The organism is Sessilibacter sp. MAH1, from assembly GCF_054658315.1.
The window spans coordinates 137,520-163,768 of sequence record NZ_BAAGIC010000010.1 but is presented as its reverse complement, the minus strand read 5'-3'; the positions used below and the strand labels follow the sequence as shown (position 1 = coordinate 163,768).

The 26,249-nt window shown below is 45.2% G+C and carries 21 protein-coding genes; 9 read left to right on the top strand and 12 right to left on the bottom strand.

Translation table 11 applies throughout. The features are described from left to right. Nucleotides 1–72: 72 nt before the first annotated feature. The 4 genes from ACYQ28_RS11775 to ACYQ28_RS11760 form a co-directional block, all read right to left on the bottom strand. Nucleotides 73–666 (bottom strand): YqiA/YcfP family alpha/beta fold hydrolase, encoded by a 594-nt coding sequence (locus ACYQ28_RS11775; RefSeq protein ID WP_460052254.1) that lies wholly within the window; start codon nucleotides 664–666, stop codon nucleotides 73–75. A gap of 105 nt (nucleotides 667–771) precedes the next feature. Then, a complete protein-coding gene (gene cpdA / locus ACYQ28_RS11770; protein WP_460052255.1) occupies nucleotides 772–1,557 on the bottom strand; it encodes a 3',5'-cyclic-AMP phosphodiesterase in 786 nt (261 codons plus the stop codon). Nucleotides 1,558–1,807: 250 nt separating this feature from the next. Next, nucleotides 1,808–2,269, bottom strand: a complete 462-nt coding sequence (locus ACYQ28_RS11765) for a DUF1249 domain-containing protein (protein WP_460052257.1) — start codon at nucleotides 2,267–2,269, stop codon at nucleotides 1,808–1,810. A gap of 348 nt (nucleotides 2,270–2,617) precedes the next feature. Beyond that, on the bottom strand, nucleotides 2,618–3,244 hold the full coding sequence (locus tag ACYQ28_RS11760) for an NUDIX domain-containing protein (protein WP_460052258.1): 627 nt from the start codon (nucleotides 3,242–3,244) through the stop codon (nucleotides 2,618–2,620). A gap of 503 nt (nucleotides 3,245–3,747) precedes the next feature. On the opposite strand from ACYQ28_RS11760, the gene ACYQ28_RS11755 reads away from it, so the two are divergent. From ACYQ28_RS11755 to ACYQ28_RS11740, 4 genes are all read left to right on the top strand, one after another. After that, the gene (locus ACYQ28_RS11755; RefSeq protein ID WP_460052259.1) at nucleotides 3,748–5,088 is read left to right on the top strand and encodes a TolC family outer membrane protein; all 1,341 of its coding nucleotides are present in this window, start codon (nucleotides 3,748–3,750) and stop codon (nucleotides 5,086–5,088) included. Between the two features lie 403 nt (nucleotides 5,089–5,491). Next, nucleotides 5,492–5,959 (top strand): 2TM domain-containing protein, encoded by a 468-nt coding sequence (locus ACYQ28_RS11750; RefSeq protein WP_460052260.1) that lies wholly within the window; start codon nucleotides 5,492–5,494, stop codon nucleotides 5,957–5,959. Nucleotides 5,960–6,208: 249 nt separating this feature from the next. Next, complete coding sequence (locus ACYQ28_RS11745; RefSeq protein WP_460052262.1) at nucleotides 6,209–7,645, top strand: rhomboid family intramembrane serine protease; 1,437 nt, start codon at nucleotides 6,209–6,211, stop codon at nucleotides 7,643–7,645. Nucleotides 7,646–7,686: 41 nt separating this feature from the next. Next, a complete protein-coding gene (locus tag ACYQ28_RS11740) occupies nucleotides 7,687–9,090 on the top strand; it encodes a hypothetical protein (RefSeq protein WP_460052263.1) in 1,404 nt (467 codons plus the stop codon). A gap of 68 nt (nucleotides 9,091–9,158) precedes the next feature. Here the strand turns inward: ACYQ28_RS11740 and ACYQ28_RS11735 are convergent, their stop codons facing one another. After that, nucleotides 9,159–9,779, bottom strand: coding sequence for a LysE/ArgO family amino acid transporter (locus ACYQ28_RS11735; protein WP_460052265.1), 621 nt, complete (start codon nucleotides 9,777–9,779; stop codon nucleotides 9,159–9,161). Between the two features lie 139 nt (nucleotides 9,780–9,918). On the opposite strand from ACYQ28_RS11735, the gene ACYQ28_RS11730 reads away from it, so the two are divergent. Genes ACYQ28_RS11730 through ACYQ28_RS11720 form a run of 3 tightly spaced genes read left to right on the top strand, consistent with a single transcriptional unit; the run spans nucleotide 9,919 to nucleotide 12,023 of the window. Further along, entirely contained in the window at nucleotides 9,919–10,794 is an 876-nt protein-coding gene (locus ACYQ28_RS11730) for a LysR family transcriptional regulator ArgP (RefSeq protein ID WP_460052267.1), read from the top strand. Nucleotides 10,795–10,803: 9 nt separating this feature from the next. Beyond that, nucleotides 10,804–11,271, top strand: coding sequence for a GNAT family N-acetyltransferase (locus ACYQ28_RS11725; RefSeq protein WP_460052269.1), 468 nt, complete (start codon nucleotides 10,804–10,806; stop codon nucleotides 11,269–11,271). Between the two features lie 17 nt (nucleotides 11,272–11,288). Further along, nucleotides 11,289–12,023: a sulfotransferase gene (locus tag ACYQ28_RS11720; RefSeq protein ID WP_460052271.1), complete on the top strand. Its 735-nt coding sequence runs from the start codon at nucleotides 11,289–11,291 to the stop codon at nucleotides 12,021–12,023. Here the strand turns inward: ACYQ28_RS11720 and waaA are convergent. From waaA to ACYQ28_RS11685, 7 genes are all read right to left on the bottom strand, one after another. Beyond that, nucleotides 12,009–13,292 carry a lipid IV(A) 3-deoxy-D-manno-octulosonic acid transferase gene (gene waaA / locus ACYQ28_RS11715; RefSeq protein WP_460052272.1) on the bottom strand — a complete coding sequence of 428 codons (1,284 nt, stop codon included), beginning with the start codon at nucleotides 13,290–13,292 and terminating at the stop codon, nucleotides 12,009–12,011. The genes ACYQ28_RS11720 and waaA overlap by 15 nt on opposite strands. A 131-nt stretch (nucleotides 13,293–13,423) precedes the next feature. Further along, nucleotides 13,424–15,169 carry a lipid A export permease/ATP-binding protein MsbA gene (msbA, locus tag ACYQ28_RS11710; protein WP_460052274.1) on the bottom strand — a complete coding sequence of 582 codons (1,746 nt, stop codon included), beginning with the start codon at nucleotides 15,167–15,169 and terminating at the stop codon, nucleotides 13,424–13,426. Between the two features lie 22 nt (nucleotides 15,170–15,191). Beyond that, entirely contained in the window at nucleotides 15,192–16,199 is a 1,008-nt protein-coding gene (gene waaC / locus ACYQ28_RS11705; protein WP_460052275.1) for a lipopolysaccharide heptosyltransferase I, read from the bottom strand. Between the two features lie 422 nt (nucleotides 16,200–16,621). Continuing rightward, on the bottom strand, nucleotides 16,622–17,551 hold the full coding sequence (locus tag ACYQ28_RS11700) for a branched-chain amino acid transaminase (protein WP_460052277.1): 930 nt from the start codon (nucleotides 17,549–17,551) through the stop codon (nucleotides 16,622–16,624). Nucleotides 17,552–17,639: 88 nt separating this feature from the next. After that, nucleotides 17,640–20,762 (bottom strand): bifunctional [glutamate--ammonia ligase]-adenylyl-L-tyrosine phosphorylase/[glutamate--ammonia-ligase] adenylyltransferase, encoded by a 3,123-nt coding sequence (gene glnE / locus ACYQ28_RS11695; protein WP_460052278.1) that lies wholly within the window; start codon nucleotides 20,760–20,762, stop codon nucleotides 17,640–17,642. 33 nt (nucleotides 20,763–20,795) lie between these two features. After that, nucleotides 20,796–21,203 carry a GFA family protein gene (locus tag ACYQ28_RS11690; RefSeq protein ID WP_460052279.1) on the bottom strand — a complete coding sequence of 136 codons (408 nt, stop codon included), beginning with the start codon at nucleotides 21,201–21,203 and terminating at the stop codon, nucleotides 20,796–20,798. Nucleotides 21,204–21,238: 35 nt separating this feature from the next. Beyond that, the gene (locus tag ACYQ28_RS11685; protein ID WP_460052281.1) at nucleotides 21,239–22,993 is read right to left on the bottom strand and encodes a GspE/PulE family protein; all 1,755 of its coding nucleotides are present in this window, start codon (nucleotides 22,991–22,993) and stop codon (nucleotides 21,239–21,241) included. A 1,212-nt stretch (nucleotides 22,994–24,205) separates the two neighbouring features. Here ACYQ28_RS11685 and argE point away from each other — a divergent pair. Both argE and ACYQ28_RS11675 read left to right on the top strand, forming a co-directional pair. Continuing rightward, entirely contained in the window at nucleotides 24,206–25,351 is a 1,146-nt protein-coding gene (gene argE / locus ACYQ28_RS11680) for an acetylornithine deacetylase (RefSeq protein ID WP_460052282.1), read from the top strand. 57 nt (nucleotides 25,352–25,408) lie between these two features. Further along, the gene (locus tag ACYQ28_RS11675; RefSeq protein WP_460052283.1) at nucleotides 25,409–26,191 is read left to right on the top strand and encodes a nucleotidyltransferase domain-containing protein; all 783 of its coding nucleotides are present in this window, start codon (nucleotides 25,409–25,411) and stop codon (nucleotides 26,189–26,191) included. The last annotated feature ends 58 nt before the right edge of the window (nucleotides 26,192–26,249 follow it).

Here is a 26,249-nt window from a genome sequence, read left to right as displayed (position 1 = left end):
TTCAAATAATAGTGGCGATAGTTCTAGCGTAACCGTTTCTTGGAAAAATGTATTCCCTCAAAAATCAATCAGTTAGCCCTTTTGGAAGAATTCACGATAAAAGCTAACGGTTGAGGGTAGATGCCGTTCGAAGTCTTCAAAACCATGATTCCCACCCTCTTCAACTAATTGACGAGCACCGGCGTATTTGGCCACAGCCAAGCGATAATCAAGGGTTTCATCGCCGGTTTGCGCCATTAACCAATAGTTTTCTGGCTTGGTCATGGGAGCAGCTCCGATTTCGGCCAACTCATCAACATGTTGCTGACTTAAATGGTAACTCTGCTCGGAGTGGTAATTTTGCACGGTTTGACCTACATATCGCGGGAGTAACTTATGCGGTTCACAGGCAGGATTAATCAAAACCGCTGGCAAGTCGTAGCGCTCGGCTAGATAAGTAGACCAGAAACCACCCAGTGAACTTCCCATTAAATAGACGCGCCCGACCAAACCTTCAACGATTTGCGTCAAGGTGTCTCTAACGTCAAAAGGATATGGGCTTAGCTCTGGGGCAACAAATCGTATCTCGGGATGACATTCAGCAAGCCATTCTTTGGTTTTTTGCGCTTTGTAAGACTGCGGCGAGCTTAAAAATCCGTGAATGTATAAGAGAGTTTCATCAGACATGGTTGGTGTATTCCAATTAATGCTTCAGGAATACTAATCGATGAACTTAGTGATGCCAAATCCGCAGCCTAAGCGGTTTGCGGATTTGAGAGATATGACCGGAGACTAATAGCCGTGAGAACTGTAATCAACCTTGTAGTCCCTCTCGGACACTCGATTAACTTCCGTCGTGATTTGACCATCGGCGTGTAATTCAAACATTCGATAACCGGGCATCTCAGTATCTAATGTGAAGTCATCACAATTGGGTTTGAACTGAATGCACGTTGATGGACTGGCAAACAAATGCACACCATTACGCTCGGTATGAAAATCTTGGTGAACATGTCCCCAAGCAACGCCGCGAACATTTTTGTGCTTGTCGATGATGCTAAAAAACCGATCGGCACTGCGAACAATGTACTGATCAATCCAAGCACTACCAACACGCACCGGCTGATGATGCAAAAACACCATAACGTGGTGATTAGGGTGACGCGCCAACGTTTTGTCTAAGAACGTTAACTCAGTATCGGCAAGATCACCGTACTCGTATCCGGGTACTCGTGAATTGAGCAATATGAAAATCCACGAATCGTGAACCAACACCGGATTCATTACCGCAGGCCCCATCACTCGGGCCATGACTTCGTGGTCATCATGGTTACCAGGCAAGCACGCATAGCGAGAGAACCCAAACTCAGCGATGGTATCGGCGAAGCGACGGTAAGATTCTGGGCTGCCGTCGTTAGAAATATCGCCAGATGCAATCAATAAGTCGTGAGCAGACAGATCTGCCAACACATCCCGTAGGCTTTGATCGGCGTCAACGCCAAGCAGTTTATCGCCGTAGTTGCGACCCAAATGAGGATCGGTAACTTGAGCGATACGAATCGGTTTTGATGTGTGCATATACAAGGTCTGCCCCCGTTTTGCGGAGTTTAAAGCTTTGCGTAGTAGCCCTGAAAATATTGATATCAAGGTTCCAACTCCGTTGGTCTGAACAGTCAGAGCTATTTAGTTCGGAGTATACAAAAATAGATTGGTGATCAGAAACTATACGGGTTGAATTCGAGAATCTTTTGTCTGATTTTATGCTCCAGTACACAAATTGGAGCGTCAAAGCGTCGAAATCTTGTAAAATCTACCTATTTTCAAGCCGTCAACTGACATTCTGAGTGTCAACTCGACCACACGATAGGCAATGCGCAAGCCATTCACCTAAGAATTTGTTGAGCTGTGCCTTCTCATCTACGTGGTACATGTTTTTGTTGGGATAATGATATCGAGCACGTGTGTTCCAATGCTCATCCCAAGAAACCACCTCAGCCATTTTCGCATCGTGATACATACGCACACGCAAAACACAGTTGGGCGACCAGCCATGACTAGGCTCGCTCTGTTTAAATTCAATGGTGGAGGTATACGGCGCCTGCTCAAGAACCTTTAGAGAAACCTGTTCGCGATTGTGATGGTGACGACCATCAAGCACATAATCTCTAGACTCTTTTGGCTCCATGGTTGGTAGCAGTTTAAGTAGGCGATGATAATTGGCATCACACTCAGCCTGCTGAGCGCGCAAGTCGACGACATACTGACGGCGTTCTTTAAGTACTGAGTTCATAATCTCCAACAACTCTTTTGTACGGTAAGTTTTGTACGGTAAATGATTGCCCTAAACGGCCAGTTTCTAGTTCAGGAAACTCTGATTAACCTAGAGTTTCTCGCGACACAAGGATGTGTCGCCAATTTCAAGAACGGTAAGTGATTGAAATTGTGAAGAAATTGGAAATCGCATTGTCAATTTCTGTTCTCTGATTAAATCATGAATGAGTTAATCAGAGGTTCCTTCAGTTTAGAATCCGTCAGCCAAATTAACGAATTTCCAAAGACATGGCTAGGCGCAATGAATACGCCAACTTTTCGGATTTGGAGACTTGCTTTGCTTCTCCCGATAATCCCAAAAGAAGAGTTAGTCTCGATGCGCCTCGATAAGTCGCGCTCGGTTTAGCGCTAGCCACTGCAAAGCTATAACGGTTGCAGCGTTATTGAACCGATCCGTAAAGATTCGATTTAGCACAGTTTCCGCAGATTCAACGTGCACACGAATGTCTTCGTTTTCGTCATCCAAACCATGAACACCGCCAATCTTGCTAAGATCTCCCAGCGCGCAATACAGCCAAACGCGCTCGTCACAACCTCCAGGTGTTGATAGATAAGAACCTATTTCGATAATTTCTGCGGGATAAAAGTCGGCCTCTTCGACAAGCTCTCTCTCAATGGTCGAGCGGCCGGTTTCGCCTTTGTCGATCATTCCTGCTACAACCTCCAAGCACCATGGATTTTGTCCGGCGGCCATAGCGCCTACCCGAAACTGCTCAACATAGCCGATTTGATCGGCTTTTGGATCGTACAAAATAGCCGCAGCCGCATCGCCGCGCACAAATAGCTCCCGAGAAAAATTTTTGCTCCAGCCGCCGTTAAATAATCGATGCTTAAGTGTGTACTTGAGCATCTTAAAGAAGCCTTGATAGGCAACCTGCGTGTTTTCAAGCGTAACGTCTTGGTCTGTGAATGATGACTTATTGCTTGTATCCATAAAGTTTTCCTAAATCAGTGCGTTAATGCCCTGCACACAACAATTCTTAATGGTTCGCAGCACTTACTTACGCAGCGACCATAATCTTTGGGCTTTTGTTAAATATATTTGCAGGATTGTGCAAGACAAACGATAGAGAAGCGATAAAATTACAGGAGAATGAGAATGGATCCACCAACAATGCACATCATTTAAGACTGAGTGTTTTCATTGACATTTGAAACCGTAATTTAAGCACCCATATAAACAGACTATTGCATTTATCGTTGATTGAAGTGAAACCATTTTCGTTCCGTTTACGTCAAAGGTCACAACTCGACGACTCTCGACACCTATATCGTCTTAGGGTTAACGTCCACAAACCACTCTCGAACTGTGTTGGTGAATCGCGTCGAACCATCAATCATCTGAATGTTGCACGCTTCATAATGCAAACTCGCTCCAATTCTCAAGCCTTTTGGTAAATCCAAAAGGTATTTTATGGAATCAAAGGCTTCATACGCATGGTAAAAAAACCACTTCAGTATCTGTTATCTTTCTCGTTACTGGCCGCTCCATTGACCAGCTTCGCCATCGATTTAAAAGGCGTTTACCAGCTCGCGTTGGAAAATGAACACCAATTAAAAGCCGACGAAGCCGCCTACCGAGCCGGAATTCAGGCAAAAATCATCAACCGAACCGGGATTGTGCCAAACATTGGCGCGTCGGCAGAATATTCCGACATTAATATTGAAACCGGATTCAGTAACTTTAATACCGCATCGCGTTCAGTGAATTACTCCATCTCACTGACCCAAGCATTGTTCGACCTAAACGCTTGGTACACCTACAAACAAGGTTTACGTTTAACTGATCAGGCAGAAGCGCAATTTGCTGCCGATGAGCAAGCGTTTATTCTTCGTGTGGCCAACGCTTACTTTGATGTCTTGCGTGCCGCAGACGTGTTGGAGAACTCCATTGCGCTTGAAAAAGCACTTAAAAGCCAGTTGGAGCAAACTCAGCAGCGTTTTGAAGTGGGCCTAACGGCCATTACCGATGTGCATAACGCTCAGGCTGATTACGACAGTGCTCGCGCACAAACCCTAGGTAACCGCAACACTCTGGGCAGCGCCTACGACACACTCGAAGTGATTACCGGTGCTTTGCAAAACTCGGTATCGTCGTTGTCGGACAACTTCCCGGTCACCGAACCTGTACCAAACACTCGCCAAGAGTGGGTCGATTTTGCTCTGCAAAACAACAACTCGTTGAAAGCTGCAAAACTTGCCGCCGAAGCAGCAAGACAAAGCTCCAAAGCAGCAGCCAGTGCTATTTTACCAACCGTTGATGCAACGCTATTGGCGTCACAGGATCACAACTTTGACGGCGACCCAGATATCGATCGCGATGGTTTTACTGTATCGGTGACCCTGCCAATCACCAATGGCGGTGGTTTGAATGCGCAAAAACGCCAAGCGCACGCCCAATATACGCAAACTCAAGAATCGTATTTGCAAACCAAGCGTGAAGTTATCCAATCGGCACGTTCACAGCACTTGGGTGTGTTAACCGATGTCGCGACTGTTTCAGCCCGTAAACAAGCCATCATCTCTAGTGAGAGCTCTTTGGAGGCAACACAAGCGGGCTACGAAGTAGGTACCCGTGATTTTGTTGATGTATTGAATGCTCAACAAGGTGTGTTTGAAGCCAAGTCTAACTACTACAACGCGCTTTACGATTACATCATCGATACGCTGTCGTTGAAGCAAACTGCTGGCACCTTAACTCCGGGGGATATCTTAGAGTTAAACAACTGGCTTGATTCTGCCGATGAAAAAACCCGTGCTAATTACGGTGTAGATTAATCGTTGCTGTGCACCTATTAAATTGGTTGTCCGATCAAATTGATTGTCCTATCAAATCGATTTAATAGGTGCACATACTTCAAGCTCTTAAGATTCGCACCTTTTCAAACCTACACCCTCTCGCCGCGCAATCCGCTCTACCCTTCTCTCTCATCTCCCAACTACAAAGAACTGTTATATCGTTTGACTCCAGCTTCCAAAGCATTTTTTATGAAGGGTTGATGCCAGATTGTTGCACCATAAATGCATCACAGATTTTTAAGTGCTGAATTTGTCCACAACCAAAAAATTTTGTAAGTGCTTGATTTTTATAACATGTCATAAAGCTGTCGGGTGCCTGTCGTCACCGTCAAAGCCGTTTTAGCACTACTTTTAACGCCGTTACAGCAGATAGGAAAACGATATGATCATTCGAAAACTTCGATTGCAACGCGGCTGGTCCCAAGACCAATTGGCCCAGCTAAGTGGTTTAAGCATTCGCACGATTCAAAGAATCGAGCGTGGCGAGAAGCCCAGTTTGGAGTCTTTGAAATCCTTAGCTGCTGTTTTCGAAACCACGATCGAAAAATTACAAACGGAGCCAGACATGCAAAACGACACATCGATGACAATGGAAGAACAACTTGTAATTGATCAAGTAAGATCGATAAAAAGTTTCTATTCTCACTGCGTTACCTATGTAACTGTGATTAGCTTGTTGTTTATTATCAATTTGGCGACAAATCCTTCGCACATTTGGGCTTGGTGGCCGGCGATGGGCTGGGGAATTGGCATTATCAGTCACGGATTGAGCGCTTTTGAAATCACCAACCTGTTTGGTGCTAACTGGGAAAAACGTCAGATCGAAAAGCGCCTTGGCAGAAAGCTGTAAAAATAACACGTCATAAATAGACCAGTGTTTTATCCGCAAAACCAATAAAAATCTCTTCATATTCTTCTTTACTCGGGTTTATAACCAAAACCCGGGTAAAGAATGACATTTCTTGATGCAAACTCTTCTAAAATAGGATCAGCATCGCCAAAATAGTGTGACATCAATGTCATCTGAGAAAAGCACTGATGTAGACGCACTTCTAAAGCGTCCTAAACATTAATCCTACAACTGCCAAATTGCGAAACTATGGTCGTCTTACCTACAGAAAAGCGAATTGATTGGACCCGCCCACCGATTGCGGTGTTTGCGTTAATTCTAATCAATATTTTGGTGTTCCTTGTTTATCAAAGTGGTGACGACAAGAAGTTCGAACATGCAGTTGGGGAATATCAAAGCCGCGGCCTTAATGAACTCGAATTAGCGCCCTACGAAAATTTTTGGGAGAAGACCTACGGCGAAAAAACAGGACTGACCTTCGCCGAATACAAACGTGAAAATCCTAACGATGTGCTCGGCGATATGGTGTTCAACGAGAAATTCGCCGAATTTGTTGCCGAGACCGACTCCTTTTACAAAAGTGATCCCGATTTATTAAACCGCTGGCGTACCGATCGCGAAAAAGTCCAAGCGATTGTGAACACCGTTAGTCATCGCGCTTATGGTTTAAGTCCCAAAGAATTCAGCATTGTCACCCTAATCACCCACCAATTTTTACACGGCGATACTTGGCATCTATTGGGTAACATGGTGTTTTTGTTGATTTGCGGCTTCGCCGTTGAGGCTGCGCTGGGATTAACTCGCTTTGTCATTTATTACCTAATTGGCGGCATGGGCGGCGGCCTCATGTACTGTATTTTTCCATCGAGCTTTGACGGAAGTACGCATCTAGTCGGTGCAAGTGGCGCCATTTCAGCGGTTATGGCGATGTACGTAACCCTGTTTCAGTTGAAGAAAATAGAGTTCTTTTATTGGGCTTTTGTGTTCGTTGGCTACTTTAGAGCACCGGCTCTGTGGCTTTTACCGTTTTATATTGTCAGCGAATTAATGCGGCTTATTTTTGATGACAACTCGCCTGTCGCCTACAGCGCTCACGTCGGTGGTTTTTTAGCCGGTGGATCATTGATTTTTTATACGCTCTATACCAACAGCCGCGCCATCGACCAAGATTATCTACAACAAAATCAACAGGTTGATACTTTTTTAGAAGATCAGGACAAGGTATATCGCGCAATTGCCTCCTACGACTTTACTCGTGCACTAAAACTGGTGGATGAAATGATCGCAACCCACGGTGAGCAAACACCGTTATTGCAGATCAAACTTAATTTATTCAAAGCCGTGGGCGGAGAAAACCAGAGAGAATTTTTGATCGAGTGCTTGAATCAACACAATAAGCTCGAAGGACTGGCTACCGCTTGGTCTAACTACTGGCGAAGCCTAGGGGAGACGGAGCAATTCGAGTTTGCCAATGAAACCCAAGCACAAATTGCATTAAAACTCTTGGATAATAAAGAAGGCTTGGCCAGCGAAAAAATTCTGAAAAACCTTTTAGAAAATAACTTCGTGGGTGCCGCCTGCGCCAAACTAGCGCGCCGGTTATCGCATTTTTATGAACGTGAAGGTTACATCGACAAAAAACTTCACTATGATCAGTTGGCCGATGAACTTACCGCCAAACTATAAATTAAGGGATTTACGAGGTTAAACCTCGATCGTCGCCATTCATGAGCCACTGCAAATATCATCCACTGGTCTCGGCCAGTTACTACTGCCGCCACTGTAAGCGTTTTACCTGCGATAACTGTAGCGACGAGAATGTGGCATCTGAAAACGATGAAGCCAAGCGCTGTTTTATTTGTCGCCAGCCACTCAGTTTTTTGGGTGCTGCCTACAGTGTTGAACCCTTTTGGCGCCGTCTGAATAAAATCTACCGCTACGGATTCAAACCTCAAGCACTTCAGCTCATTGCACTGACAACCGTATTGACGCTAGTCGCCCAGTTCATTGGTATTTTCTGGGTGTATATCTTGCCGCTGGCAATTTCGCTGCGCTACTCATTCGATTGTTTAGAAAAAACCGCAGAGGGCGTGATGGAACCGCCCCAGGTTGTCGATAGTTTACAGGGTGGCTTAAAACTGCTGATTCAACTTATCGGCATCATGATCTTGGCGTTTGCGTTACTGCATTTTACCAGCGCATTTTTAGGAGCAGAGCTCGCCATCGTGATGGTGCTGCTCGAACTATTCTTGCTGCCCGCCGTATTTATTTTACTGGCCATCGAAGGTTCACTGCCGGAAGCGGTGAACCCGAGTAACATCAGTCGGCTTATCAAGGCCACCGGCGCATCCTATGTAATCATGTTAATTTTTATCGCCATTATGATGTCGTCGGTGGTGGTACTTGATGGATTAATCGGCGCGGGTCACTCCAACATTCAAATCATTGCCAACAGCATGATCTCTGGTTACTACCAAATCATCACCTTTCACATGATGGGTTATTTGGTTTTCCAAAAACAAGATGCCTTAGGATTTTACGCCGCAGATTCCAGCGTTATTCGCGAGCCACGCCAGGAGTTAGACGTGCGTCTGGCACACATTGAGGTGTTGGTAAAAGAAGGTCTTTATCAAGACGCGTTAGAGATTTACAAAGAAATTCTGCCCAAAAATTACAACAATTTAAGTCTTTGGGAAAAATGCTTTCGATTGATGTGTGCGGTAAACGATAAAGACGGGTTGGTTCGATATGCCGACGCTTATCTACCCAGAATTATGTCACGCAATGAAGAATTCGCAACCACAAGCACCTACAGAACCATCATTAATGTGGCGCCTGATTACATGCCACAAAAACCCGATATTTGTATTCAACTGGCTCGGGACCTACTAAACCAAGGCGATCCTAAGGCGGCAATTAAGCTACTCAACAACTTCCACAAACGCTTTAACGATAAGTCGTTGGTCTTTTCTGCTTACTCATTATTAGTCACCGCGCTTGAAAAGGTGCCTAATCTTGCTGCCAAAGCCGACAACTACCGTAAGTTTTTAGCCAAACTTGAAGCGGACATGTCTGCCGAGCGGGAGCAAGAACTCAAAGACAACCCGCTGGCAAAATTCATGTCGCGCTAGATCAACCTAACTGTTACTTTTCTGGCGGTTATTTTTCTAGCCAGTTGAGTACTTTTGCCGTTTAGCACTTACGCGCTAATGGCCGCGTATAACAAGCTCGATGCAATCGCCCACATGGTCACACCAACAATACCGTGCAACACCTTCCAAGCATTGGCATTGGCAAACACGGGCTGCAAAATTTTACCGAGCAAACATAGGCTAATAAACCAAGAGATAGAACCCAAGGAAGCGCCTAGGGCAAACAACCACTGGTGATTTTCTGGTAACGCAGCACCCACCGAGCCAATCAAAATAACGGTATCAAGATAGACGTGTGGATTTAACAAACTCACCGCTAAGGTAGTGAGAATAATGGTTCTACGCGCGGTAACGACCTGATCATCGGCCACCAAACTCTGCTCGACACGCATTTCCATAAACGATCGCGCACCGTACCAAAACAGAAAGGCAGCGCCACCTAATTTAAAAAACATCATCAAACCGGGCGCGTTTTCGATAACTAGGCCCAAACCGAACACACCGGCGCTGATCAACATGATATCAATCAGCATACAAATTCCGGCCATCAACCACTGGTGTTGATTACGAATACATTGGCTGATAAGCAGCGCGTTTTGGGCGCCAATTGCGGCGATTAAACCAAGAGTCAAAGAATAGCCTTGAACGATCGGCAACAAGCTGGTCATAGTTTTCTTCTTAAAAAATACGGGATAGAGATAAAACCAATGAGGAATTCATCGGGTACTGTGGACAAGTTCTGCTAAGTTTAAGACACTGCTTTCATCCACAAAAACTAAATATATTTATCTCAGATAAGTTTTTCTAATGCAGCTCATCAACAAACAACTGCGCGCGCTGGCCGCCGTAATCGAAAGCGGCAGCTTTGATCGCGCCGCGGAACGCCTGAATATCTCCCAGTCGGCGGTATCGCAACGCATCAAGCAGCTCGAACAGCAATCTGGGCAAACGCTACTGTTGCGCTCTAGCCCGCCCGTGCCGACCGAGCTGGGCAAGCGCCTTATGAGCTTTTACCGCCAAGCCGAACTGCTTGAATCTGAAATGTTCGGCAGCACCAATAACACCGTTCACAAACTGACCATTGCCGTAAACGCCGACAGCCTTGCCACCTGGTTTTTGAAGGCAACTGCTGAATTTATGCAGCAAAAAACCGTGTTGCTCGATCTACGTGTTGATGACCAAGACCAAACCTTGCAGCTATTGCGCACCGGCGAAGTAGTTGGCGCTGTGAGCGCCGAATCTCAAGCGGTATCTGGCTGCGATTGCTACACCTTAGGCGAAATGATTTACCACTGCGTATGCACGCCGGAATTCTATGCGCGATATTTTCCCGAAAAACCCAGCACCGAGCGTTTTAAATTAGCACCGGCCCTGCATTACGGCCCCAAAGACCAGCTGCAAGAAAAATATTTGGCGGAGCATTTTGATATTACCTTGGCGGATTACCGCTACCATCAAATTCCATCCGTTGAAAACTATTTGGATTTTATTAAACTCGGATTTGCCTGGGGAATTGTTCCCCAATTACAATGCCAAAAATACATTGATCGTGGCGAACTGATAATTTTAAATCCAGAAATTCCCATTACTGTGCCTCTTTACTGGCATACTTGGTCGGTAAAATCCGATTTATTACGCGCGTTCACCACGAAATTAATTCATTATTGCCATCAACATTTTTAAGAATTTTTTATGACCTTATCTGTATTCACTATTCGTCAGGGACAATTGCCCGACCTGCAAACACTGGTTGATTTCAACCAAGCCATGGCTTTAGAAACCGAAGGCAAAGAGCTAGACTCCAGCATTTTAACCGCCGGTGTCACCGAACTTCTTAAAAACCCTTCTCGCGGATTTTATTTAGTGGCAACACAAAATGATGTGGTCGCTGGAAGTTTAATGATTACCAAAGAGTGGAGCGATTGGCGCAATAAAGAATTTTGGTGGATTCAAAGTGTTTATGTGGCCGAACCATTTCGTCGCCAAGGCGTGTACAAACAACTTTATACGGCGGTAAAAGAAATTGCCGAAACCCAAGGCAATGTGTGCGGATACCGTTTATACGTAGAAAAAGAAAATACTACGGCGCAAAATACCTATCAAAACCTGGGCATGCATGAAAGTTATTATCTGATGTACGAAGAATACCAAAACCAATAAAGCCACAGATCAATTTCATGCACAAAATATTCATTGTTGGTCTACCGCGCACAGGTACGACCAGCATGTGCCAGCTTTTTTTACAACTCAACTATTCGGTTGCACATACCTCTTACAGCCAAGCCTGTATTGAAAAAGCCCAGGTGATTGCTGACACACCTATATTTTCAGACTTTTATGAATTAAACAAATTCTTTCCAAACAGTATTTGGATTTATTTACATCGTGATTTTAACGACTGGTTACCGTCCATTGCGTTGTTATTAAAAAAAATAACGCAACAACCAGCTAGAGATTTACATCCGTTATTGCACCGATCATTAACACGAGTTTTTGGTGATTTATATTCGTTGGGTTTTAATGATGAAAAGCAACAACCAGCTATTCATGAACATCTACACCGATGTTATATCAATCATTACAACACCGTTAAGAATACCGCAAAAACCTTAAACAAAAATCTATTGGAATTTCAATTAACGCCAGAAACTACTCTTGCACAATTCGATAATACCGCCGCCAATATTCTCTCGGCCACGTTAAAAATCTCGAATTTCACTCTTAAAAATAAGACAATAATTCTAGCAACACAAAAATCTAATTCGGCGGGAAAAATAAACACCTGGAATGAATTAAAGCACGACAACAAAATAAGCTCGCATTTATCAGGCGATCAGCGTCGGCATTATTACGATTATTCACCAACGCTTGCGTTCTTTGATGCCGACAATAAACCCTTAAATCTTCGATAAAAACGGCAATATCGCGTCTTTGACTCGATCCAGCGCGCCTCGATTTTTCTTGGCAAAAGCTAGGGCTGCACCACCTTTTTCTGCGCGTAAATTATCGCTTTGTAGCGCCATTAATGCTTTCAGTAATTGCCCTGAATCGTGAACAATTTCTAAAGCAGCAACTTGTTTTAATTGCGAGGAAATCACCGAAAAATTAAACAGACTCGGCCCACTCAGTAATGGCAGCGACCAGTTAGCAGGTTCTACTAAGTTATGTCCGCCATTTTCAACCAGACTGCCACCTACAAAAGCCACATCGGCCAAGCCGTACAACAACATTAATTCGCCAAGCGTATCGCCTAAAATTACCTGGACATCATTAAAATATAACTCTGAATTAGCAATCCATAAACTGCGCTTTACGAATTTATAAGGCGAGCACAATTGCGCCACAGATTCAAAACGTTCTGGATGCCTAGGAACAAGTATCAACAAGCCGTTAGGATTTTGTTTCAGAAGTTCTTGATGAGCCTGAAGAATAATTTCATCTTCGCCCAAATGCGTGGATGCTGCGATCCAAATAAAATCTTTACCCGCTTCACGCAATTGGTTTTTGAGCTGTAAGGCGCAGTTACGCAGGTTTTCACTTATCGTAATATCAAATTTAATACTGCCAAGTACGTTGATTTTTGATTCAACGTCTGCCAGCTGTAAAAAATGTATTTTATCGGTTTCGTATTGAACCAGTAATTTATCAATATCCGCCAACATGGTTCGACTTAAACGACCGAGCTTCGCGTAACCTTTTGCGGATTTCTCAGATAAACGCCCATTAACCAAAAAACTGGTAATACCGCGTTTTTTGCAGTGCTTTAAAATACTCGGCCATAATTCCGTTTCCATAACCAACAGTATTTTAGGATTAAACGTATCCAAAAAAGACGTGACAAATTTTTCCAGATCGTAAGGTGCAAATACCAACCAAGCGCGATCGCCAAAGGTTGACTGCAATTGATCTCGTCCGGTAGGTGTTGAACAGGTTAGTAATAATTGAAAACGATCTAGACCGATAAGCCACTCAATAAGCGGCTGCGCGGCAATGGATTCACCCACAGAAACGCAATGCAGCCAAACAACCGGTTTATTGCTGTGATAACTCTGGGTATAGGTTCCGTAGCGTTCTGAAACGTTTTGGCCGTATCCAGGGTTTAATTGTGCGCGTTTTTTTAAACGTCGCTTCACCAAAGGTAAAGCGGCTCGCCAAATTAATTGATATTGCCAATAGTTCATGAGTTCGACGGTATTCCATCAACGCTGGTAGTTAAGTAACTTCTGATTAACTTAGCCACGATTTAATCAAAGGACGCGTCCTTGTATCACTGGCAACTCTGGATGATTTCGTGTTGCCGTAGGTGTCGATTTTAGTCCTGTTGCTGGTTGGAATGAAACTGAGCATAGGCACCGTTTTTTGCCAGTAATTCTTGATGAGTACCTATTTCAAGAATTTCACCTTGTCCCATAACCACAATGCGATCGGCATTTTCAATGGTCGATAAACGGTGAGCAATAACAATGGTAGTTCGGTTTTTCATTAACTCTTCAAGCGCCGCTTGAATAGCGCGTTCTGATTCGGTATCCAGTGCAGAGGTTGCTTCGTCCAAAATTAATATCGGTGCATCTTTTAACAGTGCACGAGCAATCGAAATTCGCTGACGTTGGCCACCCGAAAGGCGGGTACCATCTTCGCCAATAATGGTTTTAAAACCTTCTGGAAGCTGGTCGATAAACTCTTTAGCGTGTGCGGCTTCGGCAGCGCGGATTATATCCTCTTCACTGGCTTTACTGAGTGTACCGTAGGCAATATTCTCGGCTACACTGCAATTGAATAAGGTAACGCTTTGGCTCACCAACGCAATTTGGTTGCGTAAATTCGTTAATTTATAATCTTTTAGGTTCCGACCATCCAACAAAATCTCACCGGAGTCAGGTTCATAATAACGGCTAATTAACGCAGCCAAGGTGGTTTTACCGCTGCCCGACTGCCCAACCAAAGCGACGGTCTCGCCGGGTTTAATGGTTAAATTAATGGCATTAATAACCGGATTCGATTCGGGATTATACCGAAACAGTACATCTTTAATTTCTAGACGGCCTTCAACTCGATCAATTTCATACTGCCCCTGATCGGGTTCAGAATCGCTATCGAGAACGTCAAATACGCTTTCTGCGGCGGTAATGCCGCGCTGAATCATGCCGCTTACCTGAGTGAGCGCACGAATAGGACGCGCCAATAAACCCGCCATAACAATATAGGCTACGTGTTCTTCCGGAGTGCCGTTAATAAACAACACCAAAAACATAACCCCGGCGAGTGCAATCGACAAAATAAATTGCAGCACGGGCGTTTGCAGGGAGTGCACGAAATTGAATTTATTACCCTGTTGAGTATTACGATCACTGCTTTGATAAAAACGATCACGTTCGTAATCTTCACCACCGTAGCCGCGCACTAAGCGATATCCAGAAATTGCTTCGTTGGCGACGTGAGCAAGATCACCCATACTCGATTGCATACGCTTACTGAGCTTACGGAATCGTTTACTCGCCAGAGCAACAATACCCGCCATAAAGGGCGCGATTAATAAAAAGATCAGTGTGAGCTGCCAGTTTTTATAAAATAAATAACACAGCAATGCGATTACCGTGAAACCCTCGCGAAATACGGTTTTTACCGCATTAGAAGCCGACGTGCTTACCTGATTTATGTTGTAGGTAATGATGGCAACCATTTCTGCCGAATTACGTTGATCAAAATAATGACTCGGTAAATAAAGAATTTTCGCAAACAACTCTTTGCGTAGATCATTAACAACGGCCAGTGAGACCAACGACATGGAGTAGTTTGCTAGAAAATAACTGGCACCACGAATAAACGCTAAAACCACCACCAATAAAGGCACGAAATATAGATGGCCTTCCTGTGGGTTTTGCAGTGCTTTAATAAATTCTTCAATAACGTAACCAAACGATGCTTGCGTTAGGCTGTAAATAAGAAAACCCAAAATCGATAAACCAAATTTGAGTTTATGGGATTTTATATACGCGAGAAGTCTTTTATATATGTCCCAGCTGGTTTTGTTACCAGCCGCAGATTCTTGGTTATTCATAGCGTTTCAATGTGTTGTGTTTTTATGCGGTGCTCTTTTGCATAAAAAATTCGGTGGAATAACAAATAGATGGGTATTGATCGATAAGATCGTTTATCTCTGTTTGAATTTTTGCAGGCGGATAGTCAAATCCGGGGGAGTGTATTTCAATAATTTTTAATTGATTAGCGCCTTTAGCGGCGGAGTTTAAATCCGATTTTGGTCCAAGCAGGCAAACGGTGGGAATACCTAATGCCGCTGCCAAATGACTTAAACCATTATTAACAGTCACTATGGCGCGCGCCTGCACCATTACCGCAGCAATTCCCGAAAGTGAAAGCCTTGGCATAATTTCTACCGAAGAAATTCCTTCGGCCATACTTTTAACGTAGCTGCCCGATTCGGCATCACGCCACAACAGCTTCACTCGCAAGCCTTGATCAACCAAATTTTGAATTAACTCTCTACCTAACGCAGCTGGATAACGCTGCTTGTTATCTTTACAGCCAAAACACAGTACCACACTGTTATCACAGCCTTGGCAAAAACTGTTTGCGTCCAGTGAATAAAAACAATTTGGATAAGTAATTTTGTAGTTGATGCCTTCTGAAAACAGACGGCGAATTTGTTCGACTCGATGCAGATTGCATTGGGCGGGAATTTTTTGATTGTACAAAAACGAATAGGTTTTTTTCTTATCGTTTAGGCGACTAAAGCCCACACTATTAGTATTGAATGATCGACTGAACCATGCACTCAACCAATTTCCGTGTAAATCAACCACCCAATCGTAGGCATGTTTGCGCAGCTGAATGCGCAAGCGTTTTAATTCGTTAGACGCAACCAGCGATAACATACCGATTCGCCAGTCTTTTACCGCTAATGTGAATACTCTATCGACCGCAGGATGCCAAGAAGGAACCTGAGCCCAACGCTCGTCAACGACAACATCAATTGCTATGTGGGGAAAAGCATGTTTGGCATCGCTAAACGCGGGTAGCATTTGAACAACGTCAGCCAAATTTCCGGCATTTAAAACCAGGATTCGCACAAAAACCTTCCGTACAGAAAGTAGGGTTACATCGATAATTCAAAAATTCTAAGATCTTTGACTAATGCATCCGTGATTTAATCAAAAGAGAGAAATCGGCGGTGTTGTATTCGATTTCTTCACAATTTCAACGACTTGTGGTCATTAAATTGTTCGACACCTGCTTGTGTCGGTAAAAACTCTAGGAACCTCTGATTAACTCATCCATGATTTAATCAGAGGACAGAAATTGAAAATGAGATTTCCAATTTCTTCACAATTTCAATCACTTACCGTTCTTGAAATTGGCGACACATCCTTGTGTCGCGAGAAACTCTAGGTTAATCAGAGTTTCCTCTAACGTCATCAGAGCTTTAATAAATAAGAAAAAAGCCTCTAAATGAGGCCTTTTTCTATATTCGAATTTTAGTCGCTACTAAAAATTATTTCGCTACTGGAGTCAACCAGTTTAGGTATTTTTCATCACGGCCATGAATACAATCAAAATATTTTGTTTGCAATGCTTCGGTCACAGGGCCGCGCTTACCAGAACCGATTTTACGGCCATCAAGTTCACGAATCGGTAAGACTTCTGCTGCGGTGCCGGTAAAGAATGCTTCGTCAGCGATGTACACTTCGTCGCGTGTAATACGGCGTTCTTTGATGGTGTAGCCGGCATCTTCGGCTAAACGCATCACGGTCGAGCGAGTAATACCGTCTAGACAAGAAGTCAGCTCAGGCGTGTGAATGACACCGTCACGAACCAAGAAGAAGTTTTCACCGCTACCTTCTGCCACGTAGCCGTCTACATCTAACAACAAGGCTTCGTCACAGCCGCATTGCAAGGCTTCTTGCAGGGCTAACATACTGTTGATGTAGTGACCGTTTGCCTTTGCCTTACACATAGAAATATTGACGTGATGGCGCGTGTAGCTGGAGGTACGAACTTTAATACCCACTTCTTTGGCTTCTGGTGACATGTACGACGGCCAGTGCCATGCGGCAACGACAACGTGTACTTTTAGATTATCGGCGCGAAGACCCATGCCTTCTGAGCCGTAAAATGCCATAGGACGCAAATAGGCTGCGTCTAATTTGTTTTCACGAACAGCAATTCGTTGCGCCTCATTAATTTCTTCACGGCTAAACGGAATGTCCATGTTCATGATGTGTGCCGAATTAAATAAACGGCGAGTGTGTTCTTCAAGACGGAAGATGGACGCACCAAGGTTGTCGGCGTTGTAGGCACGCACACCCTCAAAGACACCCATTCCGTAGTGTAGGGTGTGGGTGAGCACGTGAGTCTTGGCTTCGCGCCATTGAACTAACTCACCATCAAGCCAGATTACGCCTTCGCGATCTGCAAACGACATAGAAAACTCCAACGATTATTCAACAACTTAATTCAGTTTCACGGCCCGAACCTCAAACTTCGGGCGCTCTAATCGCTTTACAGGGCGATTAGGTTTCAGGATTTTCAGCGACACTCTTTTGCCAGAGGGCTGAGATAGCTTGACGATAGTCCAACAACGAATCTGCAGGTAATACATTAGGCTGTTGCTGTAAAGCTAGACGATGTCCGATGGAGCGATAGGCTTTGTAAGCGTCCACCATGAGTTGCACATCACGTGAAGGCATCAAACCAGCTTGTTCTATCTCGTCGAGAATCCGGATGTTATCGGAAAAAGTCACCAGCGCAGGGAATTGGTGCGCCCAGGCTAGGGCGGCGTATTGAACCATAAATTCTATGTCAACGATACCACCGCGATCATGCTTAATGTCGAATTGTGGTTGGTTAGGTTTCGAGCCAAGGTGGGAGAGCATTTTGTCGCGCATTTCTACCACTTCCTGGCGCAATTTGGCGCTATCTCGCGCCATGCAAAGCACCTCGCGTCGCAACGCCATAAAGCCTTGTGCTAAGGATTCGGTACCGGCAACCGGTCTTGCGCGCAGCAAGGCTTGATGCTCCCAAGTCCAGGCCTGTTCTTTTTGGTAACGCTCAAAGGCCGACAGACTGCTCACCAAAAGCCCGGAGTTACCGGAAGGCCGCAAACGCATATCGACTTCGTACAAACGCCCCGAAGGCGTTCGGGTATTCAATATATGAATGATTTTTTTACCCAGACGCGTGTAGAAAGTTTGGTTATCGATAGGCGCGTCACCGTCGGTGGATAATTGCGGGTCACAATCGTGAATAAACACCAAATCCAGATCAGAACCGTGAGCTAGCTCAATGCCCCCTAATTTTCCGTAGGCAATGATCACAAAGCCTTTATCCGCTCTTGGGCCATTTTGATCGGTGGGCACACCGTGTTTTTCCACCAACGCTTGCCAAGCCAACTCTAAAACCTGTACCAAAATTGCCTCGGCAACCCAAGTTAGATAATCACTGACTTTCATCAACGGCAATGAACCACTGACCTCACAGGCAGCGACCTGTAACGCATGAGCGCGGCGAAAATAGCGCAGCGTTTCCATTTGTGTTTCTAGATCGTTGTGGGCGATACCCAACAGCGCTTGGTTTAATTCTTGGGTGAGCGCGACCTTTTCTGGTACGCGATGCAAGTTCGCAGCGTCGATTAAAGCTTCTAACAAGGCCGGATGCCGCGTAATTTGCTCGGCAATCCAAACGCTGGCCGAAAACAATCGCACCAGATGCTTTATCACCGTCGGATTCTCTTGCATGAGAATCAAATAAGCGCTGCGTCTGGCGACGGCTTCTAGCAGTGGCAGAACCCGTTTTAACACCTCAACGGGCGAAACCTGTGTTGGCGACAGCGCCCAGTCGAGTTCGGCAATATCCAACTTAGCAACTTCATGCAGGACCTGCCCCATAACCTTATCGAGGCGATCTCGTGCGGTGGTGCTCATGCGTTTGAGTTCTTGGCAGCTCAAAAAGCCTCGCAGATGCTCCAAAGTAGATTCAGCCTCTGGAAAACCCATTTCAGAAAGCTCTTCAAGCAGAACCTCATCATTGCTCTCACCGCACACCAGTCCGTGCCAAAAGCGCGATTCCGTTAGGTTGTCTTGATGGCTAGTCTCGCCGGAGGCATCAATAACTCGCTGAAACTCTTCGTTGACCTGTTCACGAACCTGCTGCAAGGCATCGTAAAACTCATCCCAAGTGCCGTAACCCATCATCACCGCCAAGGCTTGCTGTGCAGGCACATCCACCGGCAGTGCTTGGGTTTGTTGATCATTCCACCCTTGAATACCGTGCTCGGCGCGGCGCAACAATAGGTAGTTTTCGGCCAGAGCTTGAGTAGTCTGTTCGGAGAGGTGATGCAGGCGCGATAAGATCGGCAACACTTTAAGTAAACGCCGCTCTTGCAATTGTGGCTCGCGACCACCGCGAATCAGTTGAAAGGCTTGAGCGATAAACTCCACTTCGCGAATCCCGCCAAAACCGAGCTTCACATCCTGAGTTTTGCCGCGCAGTTTAACTTCGCGATTGATCATGGCTTTAAGATCACGTAGCGCATTGATTACCGAGAAATCGACGTAACGGCGATAACTAAAGGGCCGTAGAAGATTCATTAAACTGCGCTGGCGAGCTTCGCTGTATTGAGGGTCAATTAAAGTGTGTTCACTGCTGGCAATGACACGGGATTTGATCATCGCGTAGCGTTCCCACTCTCGACCTTGGTTTTGGTAGTAATCTTCAAGGGCATTAAAGTTAGCCACCAAAGCTCCGCTTTGTCCGTAGGGACGCAATCGCATATCAACACGAAACACAAAACCATCGGCGGTTTGTGCATCCAAACTTTTGATGATCTTCTGGCCGAGTCGAATAAAAAACTCTTGGTTTGAAAGGGTTTTTAATCTGGGAATAACGGCGGCGGTTTTGCTCTCGATAAACGCGGTTTCACCGGCTTCAGGAAATGCGTAGATCAGGTCGATATCGGACGATAAGTTCAGCTCCCATGCGCCCAACTTACCCATACCTAACACCAGCATGGGTTGAATTTTTTGGGTGAACTGCCCTACCGGAAAACCGTGTTGCAAAGCAAGCAGTTGATAGTGCAAATCCATGGACACCTGCACACAGGCGCTGGCGAGTTCCGATAGATTAAAGGTGATCTCTTGATGCGTACTCAGGCTGTTAAATTCTCGCCAAATGGTCGCCACCATAATGCGTTGGCGGTAGCGGCGAATGCGGCTATCCCAAAGCGCTGCCAGTTCGTCGAGCTGTGCTTTGTTGGGCGTTAACTTAAAACTCAATGCCTGCCATTTAGCATCGCCACGGGTTTCTAAACCCAATCCCGGATGCTTCTCACTGAACACGTTGATAGCACTCAAAAGTGCTTTGTTGAGCTGCTCGCGATGATTATCCGCGTATTCCCGACCGGAACTGGTTAACAGCACCCCCAATAGATCTGGGTCTGAAAGTACGATTTTTTGCGCATATAAGCTGCAAGCAATAAGTCGAACGAAGTGTGGCGTATTTTTATCGTCAAACAGCGTTTGAGCTGAATCCCAGTGCTCGGGCCATCGTTCTTGAAAATTTGCGAGAAGTTTTTCGCTGCTGGAGCGGAGTGAAGACGGTAATTGAGAGAAGTGTTTAGAAAGTTGCTCGGTAATCATAGATTATTCTTATCGGTAAATTCAGAGGCAGCGCTAACTGCCTCGCCCTTCGGGGAACTGTTGTTTGCCATCGGTAATCTCGCACCAATTGGCTTTGTAATCGGTGTAAATATGGGCGTCGATTTCAACAGGAATATCGTCGTCAAAACAAGCAATGGCAACTTCTAGGTTCTCCAGCGCTTCGCCCTTTGATAAAAAGCCTAGACTCGAACCACAGTTCTCACAAAACACACGCGTGGTGCCGTTTGCAGCAGTGAAGTGTTTTAGCTGATCTTCGCCAGCCAACCAGTGCAAATCCTTCACGGGCGCTAAGGTGCCAAAGGCCGCACCGTGAAATTTTCGACACATGGTGCAATGACAATGAGCGACCTTTTCGCTAAAGCCCGAGACCGAAAAACGCACCGCACCACACAGACAACTGCCTTTGTATTCTTTGCTCATACTAGTGATTTCCAGTTCGTTAAGACACCAATGGATCAAGATTCTAAAGCGGGGGCAACACGCAGTACTTCTTCAAGCGTTGTGGTACCTGCGGCAATTTTTTGGGCACCCGATAAACGTAAGGTACGCATACCTTCTTTGATCGCCGCCATTCTAAGCTGACTGATATCGGCGTCGTCGCGCACGAATTTCTGCACATTCGGATTCATCGGTAGAATCTCATAAATGCCTTGTCGTCCAAGATATCCGGTATTACGGCACTCCAAGCAACCCTGCGGCAAATACACCGTTTTCGGCACGGGTGCTTTCCAAGGTTTTACTAGTGACTCCCAGTCTCGCACAGAAATCTGGCCAGATTCTTTACAGTGCGGGCACAAGGTTCGCACCAGACGCTGCGCCATAACACCCACTACCGTGTTTTTGATTAAAAAACTCGGCACGCCTAAATCCAACAATCGGTTGATGGCCGAAGGCGCGTCATTGGTGTGCAATGTGGATAACACCAAATGACCGGTAAGCGCTGCTTGCACTGCCATCTGCGCGGTTTCCAAATCACGAATCTCACCCACCATAATAATGTCTGGGTCTTGTCGCATTAGGGTGCGAATTCCCGAGGCGAAGTCAAAGTCTATTTGCGGATTCACCTGAGTTTGGTTGAAGCTGTCCTCCACCATCTCGATAGGATCTTCAACGGTGCTGACGTTTACCTCCGAGGTCGCCAGCTGTTTGAGCGTCGAATAGAGCGTGGTGGTTTTACCCGACCCCGTTGGCCCGGTAACCAAGATGATGCCATTAGGGCTGGCCATCATTTTCTTCCACACGGCGTAATCTTCACCGACCAAACCCAAATCAGAAAAACTGCGCAGTAAAACTTCGGGATCGAAAATACGCATCACCAGCTTTTCACCAAAGGCCGTTGGCAATGTGGATAACCGCAATTCCACCTCGCTACCATCGCCACGCTTAGTTTTGATGCGGCCATCTTGCGGCTTGCGGCGCTCGGCTACGTTCATTCGCGACAATACTTTCAGACGGCTAGTAACGGCATTGGTAATGGCAGCAGGCATTTCATAAACCTGATGCAAAATACCGTCGATACGAAAACGAATTTTACCAATGTCGCGGCGCGGCTCGACGTGGATGTCACTGGCGCGCTGATCAAAGGCGTACTGCAACAGCCAATCAACAATATTCACAATGTGTTGATCATTGGCCTCTGGATCTTTTAGGGTGCCAAGCTCTAACAGTTGCTCAAAGTTAGTCACGTTAGACTGTGCACCAATGCCACGAGCACCGGATATGGAACTGCTAAGACTGTAAAACTCCACCATGTAGCGGTTGATGTCGGCGGGACTGGCAACCACCTTGCGCACAACGCGTCGCGAGACCTGCTCTACCTGCGGAATCCAATCGCCAGTAAAGGGTTGAGCACAGGCAATCACCACTTCATCGGTAGAAACGTTCACGCACAAAATACTGTGGCGTTTGGCAAAGGCATAAGAAATAACCGACGTAACCTTAGCGACGTCTATTTTCAGCGGGTCGATGTGATAAAGCGGTAGTTTTGCTTTTTCGGCAAGCCATTCGGCAAGATCGTCGTCGGTTAATTTTTTACCCGGACGGGATGGATCTTCTAATTCTTGACTGGCAATAAACGCCAACGGGTGCATGAGCGCTTGTTCTCGGGTTCTGGGTGTACCCGACAGTAAATTTGCATCACCCCGATGCAACCTACCTTCGGCGACAAGATCGTCTAAACAATTCCGAAGGTCTAATACTCGATTTAACATTGAACCGCCTTTTGCCAAAGAATTTCTGGGTTAAGAACATATACTTATTCAACAAGATTTCAATGATCAAAACGGCGAAGCAGGCAACGCTTTGTAGTTAAAGAGTGTTTTTTGCGAACCGAACAATACTCACTAAAAAATAACGGCGTAATTGACAGGTTATTGATACCGTCGTCGTCGATTTATTTTCGGGAAGTATTTCGGCGTGTGCATAACAGAAATAGCCACCGCTCAGCTGATCAATTTCTATTTAATCTAGCGAAATAATAGTCGAGCGCTCAACATTGTAAATTTTCTTCCGTCTTGAACCATTAAGACTCACAGAAATATTGAGTAACCGTGTGGATAACTACAAAGAACTCAGCATTGACGGCCTCCAGAAGCAAAGCACGATTTTTAAACACCCGAAGATGCTCATTATTTTTACGTGTAAAAACTATTCTTTAAATACAAAAATTAAGCGATTTTTTATCAAAAGAAGTTAAATACTTTCTGTAAAAACAACAGTGTTAGCGCCAACACACAAAAATATTTATATAGGAAACTCTGATTAACCTAGAGTTTCTCGCGACACAAGGATGTGTCGCCAATTTCAAGAACGGCAAGTGATTGAAATTGTGAAGAAATTGGAAATCACATTTTCAATTTCTTCCCTCTGATTAAATCAAGGATGAGTTAATCAGAGGTTCCTATAAACTGTTACTCACAGCAACGCTCATGAATGCGCTATTAAAAGCTTGGGAATTCTCATTATTTTTTTATTAAAGGAACCGCCGATTAACTCATCTCTGATTAATTCAGAGCTTCCTGACGATAAATTTAGTTAAATATATTTTTCGAATAGGGTCTAAAGAATCAAACATTCTTCTTGTTTAACGCTCTTATATATGCACATGTTTTTTCGAATGTTATGAGCCAACAGTGATTGGACACATTCCAACAAAATTCACCGTGAGAACCATTTTTTCTATCAACAAGCCGATCATTTAGAACTGAAGGTTTTAGGTATTTAAATGTCTTATTTGTGGTAGATTTTTGCACGCTGACCTTAAAACTGGTAAGTATCGACGATTAACCAACATGTGATGCGTTCATTAAACGGCGCTTATCAGGTTTACAGAAAACGTCGCCGGAAACTCTGGGTTAATCCGAGTTTCCTATACTGAATCAGCCGCCAACCCGATCATAAATAGCGATAAAATACGGTTTTCTATGATGCTTCCCTCCTACAAAGAACAACTCTCACAACTGGTTGCCGCGCCATCGGTTAGCAGCGCTCACCCAGATCTCGACATGAGTAACCGTAAAGTTCTGGATTTATTGGCGACTTGGTTTGCTGATTTAGGTTTTAAGATTCAGTACTTGGATATTCCCGGCCATCCTAACAAGGCCAACCTTCTAGCAACCCTAGGGCAAGGTGAAGGCGGCTTGGTATTGGCGGGACACACCGACACGGTTCCATACAATGCTGAACGCTGGCATCAAGATCCGTTTGTACTCACCGAGCGAGACAATCGCTACTACGGTTTGGGTGCCACCGACATGAAAGGCTTTTTCCCTGTTATCGCCGCAGCGGCGCAAACGTTTAAAGCCAAAGACTTTAAAGAACCGCTGATGGTGTTAGCCACCGCCGACGAAGAGTCATCTATGTGCGGCGCTCGCGCACTTGTGGAAATGGCGCAACCCAAAGCCCGTTACGCAGTCATTGGCGAACCCACCAACCTTACGCCCATTCGCGCCCACAAGGGCATTATGATGGAAGCCATACGCATTCAGGGCTTGGCGGGACATTCGTCCAATCCCAACCTTGGCCACAACGCAATGGAAGCCATGAATGACGCCATCAATGTGTTAATGAATTACCGCCGAGAATTGCAAACGCGCTACACCAATGCGAGCTTTGATATTCAAGTACCAACCCTAAACCTTGGCTACATTCACGGCGGCGATAATCCCAATCGCATTTGCGGGCACTGCGAAATGCATTTCGATTTACGCCCGCTACCCGGTATGGATTTAGAAGAACTGCGCTCGCAAATGAGCGTGTTGCTGACACCCATTGCCGAAAAGTATTCCACGCCCTTAACGTTTGAAAGTCTATTCCCCGGTGTACCCGCCTTTGAGCAGGCGCGAAATAGTGAGTTGGTTAAGGTGGTTGAAGAGCTTTCGGGCAGAGCCAGCGAAACCGTTGCCTTCGCCACCGAAGCACCGTATCTGCAAGCCTTGGGCATGCAAACCTTGGTGATGGGCCCAGGCTCTATTGATCAAGCGCATCAGCCCAATGAATTTATAGAAATCGCGCAAATTGATCCGGCCGTTGATATTTTGCGCTCGCTGATCAAGCGATTTTGTCTTTAATAGGTGTTTTATTAGCGAACCCAAGTTTTTATTTTCAACATTTTAGAAAACTGTTTAATGATCGATCCTGAAATCCGCCAAGAAATTATGCGTCGCATTCACGCCGCTGAAGCCGAGCACAATGTTCGCGTGCTTTATGCGATAGAGTCTGGAAGCCGCGCTTGGGGTTTTGCCTCTCCCAACAGCGATTACGATGTGCGCTTTGTGTATGCGCGCCATCAAGATTGGTATTTATCAATTGATGTAGAAAATAAACGCGACGTGATCGAATACCCGATTGTGGATGAAATAGACATTAACGGTTGGGATATTCGCAAAGCGCTGCAACTGTTCAGAAAATCTAATCCTTCGCTGGTTGAATGGCTGTACTCGCCAATTACCTACCTGGATGACGGTCGATTTGCTAGCACACTACGCGACTGGATTGCTGAGATGTATTCCGCTGAACAAGGGATTTATCACTACAGAAGCATGGCTAAATCCAATTTCCGTGGTTATCTGCAAGAAGATTTAGTGCCGTTAAAAAAATACTTATACGTATTGCGTCCGCTACTTTCTGCTCGTTGGATCGAACAACATAAAACCCCAGCACACATAGAATTCGATAGGATTAAAACATTAATCGCACACGATTCAAGCTTATTAGCAGCCATAAACGATTTGCTGGAGCTCAAGAAACAAGCCCAAGAAAAACAACTTGGCCCTAAAATTCCAGAAATTCATCATTTTATTGAGCGGGAATTAACTCGGCTTGAATCGGTTGATGTTGTTTCTTCGAACCGAAATTACGACCCAGAAATTCTTAACGCGTTTTTTAGAGAAGTCGTAACCGCAAATTGAATCTGTGCTGCTTTTTATTATGGGTATAATAAAAAGACATTAAATTTCACACTGTATA

Bases quoted from the DNA above. Each gene is read 5' to 3' on its own strand.
- ACYQ28_RS11775 (WP_460052254.1), bottom strand. From the start codon at position 666: ATGTCTGATGAAACTCTCTTATACATTCACGGATTTTTAAGCTCGCCG.
- cpdA (WP_460052255.1), bottom strand. From the start codon at position 1,557: ATGCACACATCAAAACCGATTCGTATCGCTCAAGTTACCGATCCTCAT.
- ACYQ28_RS11765 (WP_460052257.1), bottom strand. From the start codon at position 2,269: ATGAACTCAGTACTTAAAGAACGCCGTCAGTATGTCGTCGACTTGCGC.
- ACYQ28_RS11760 (WP_460052258.1), bottom strand. From the start codon at position 3,244: ATGGATACAAGCAATAAGTCATCATTCACAGACCAAGACGTTACGCTT.
- ACYQ28_RS11755 (WP_460052259.1), top strand. From the start codon at position 3,748: ATGGTAAAAAAACCACTTCAGTATCTGTTATCTTTCTCGTTACTGGCC.
- ACYQ28_RS11750 (WP_460052260.1), top strand. From the start codon at position 5,492: ATGATCATTCGAAAACTTCGATTGCAACGCGGCTGGTCCCAAGACCAA.
- ACYQ28_RS11745 (WP_460052262.1), top strand. From the start codon at position 6,209: ATGGTCGTCTTACCTACAGAAAAGCGAATTGATTGGACCCGCCCACCG.
- ACYQ28_RS11740 (WP_460052263.1), top strand. From the start codon at position 7,687: ATGAGCCACTGCAAATATCATCCACTGGTCTCGGCCAGTTACTACTGC.
- ACYQ28_RS11735 (WP_460052265.1), bottom strand. From the start codon at position 9,779: ATGACCAGCTTGTTGCCGATCGTTCAAGGCTATTCTTTGACTCTTGGT.
- ACYQ28_RS11730 (WP_460052267.1), top strand. From the start codon at position 9,919: ATGCAGCTCATCAACAAACAACTGCGCGCGCTGGCCGCCGTAATCGAA.
- ACYQ28_RS11725 (WP_460052269.1), top strand. From the start codon at position 10,804: ATGACCTTATCTGTATTCACTATTCGTCAGGGACAATTGCCCGACCTG.
- ACYQ28_RS11720 (WP_460052271.1), top strand. From the start codon at position 11,289: ATGCACAAAATATTCATTGTTGGTCTACCGCGCACAGGTACGACCAGC.
- waaA (WP_460052272.1), bottom strand. From the start codon at position 13,292: ATGAACTATTGGCAATATCAATTAATTTGGCGAGCCGCTTTACCTTTG.
- msbA (WP_460052274.1), bottom strand. From the start codon at position 15,169: ATGAATAACCAAGAATCTGCGGCTGGTAACAAAACCAGCTGGGACATA.
- ACYQ28_RS11700 (WP_460052277.1), bottom strand. From the start codon at position 17,551: ATGTCGTTTGCAGATCGCGAAGGCGTAATCTGGCTTGATGGTGAGTTA.
- glnE (WP_460052278.1), bottom strand. From the start codon at position 20,762: ATGATTACCGAGCAACTTTCTAAACACTTCTCTCAATTACCGTCTTCA.
- ACYQ28_RS11690 (WP_460052279.1), bottom strand. From the start codon at position 21,203: ATGAGCAAAGAATACAAAGGCAGTTGTCTGTGTGGTGCGGTGCGTTTT.
- ACYQ28_RS11685 (WP_460052281.1), bottom strand. From the start codon at position 22,993: ATGTTAAATCGAGTATTAGACCTTCGGAATTGTTTAGACGATCTTGTC.
- argE (WP_460052282.1), top strand. From the start codon at position 24,206: ATGATGCTTCCCTCCTACAAAGAACAACTCTCACAACTGGTTGCCGCG.
- ACYQ28_RS11675 (WP_460052283.1), top strand. From the start codon at position 25,409: ATGATCGATCCTGAAATCCGCCAAGAAATTATGCGTCGCATTCACGCC.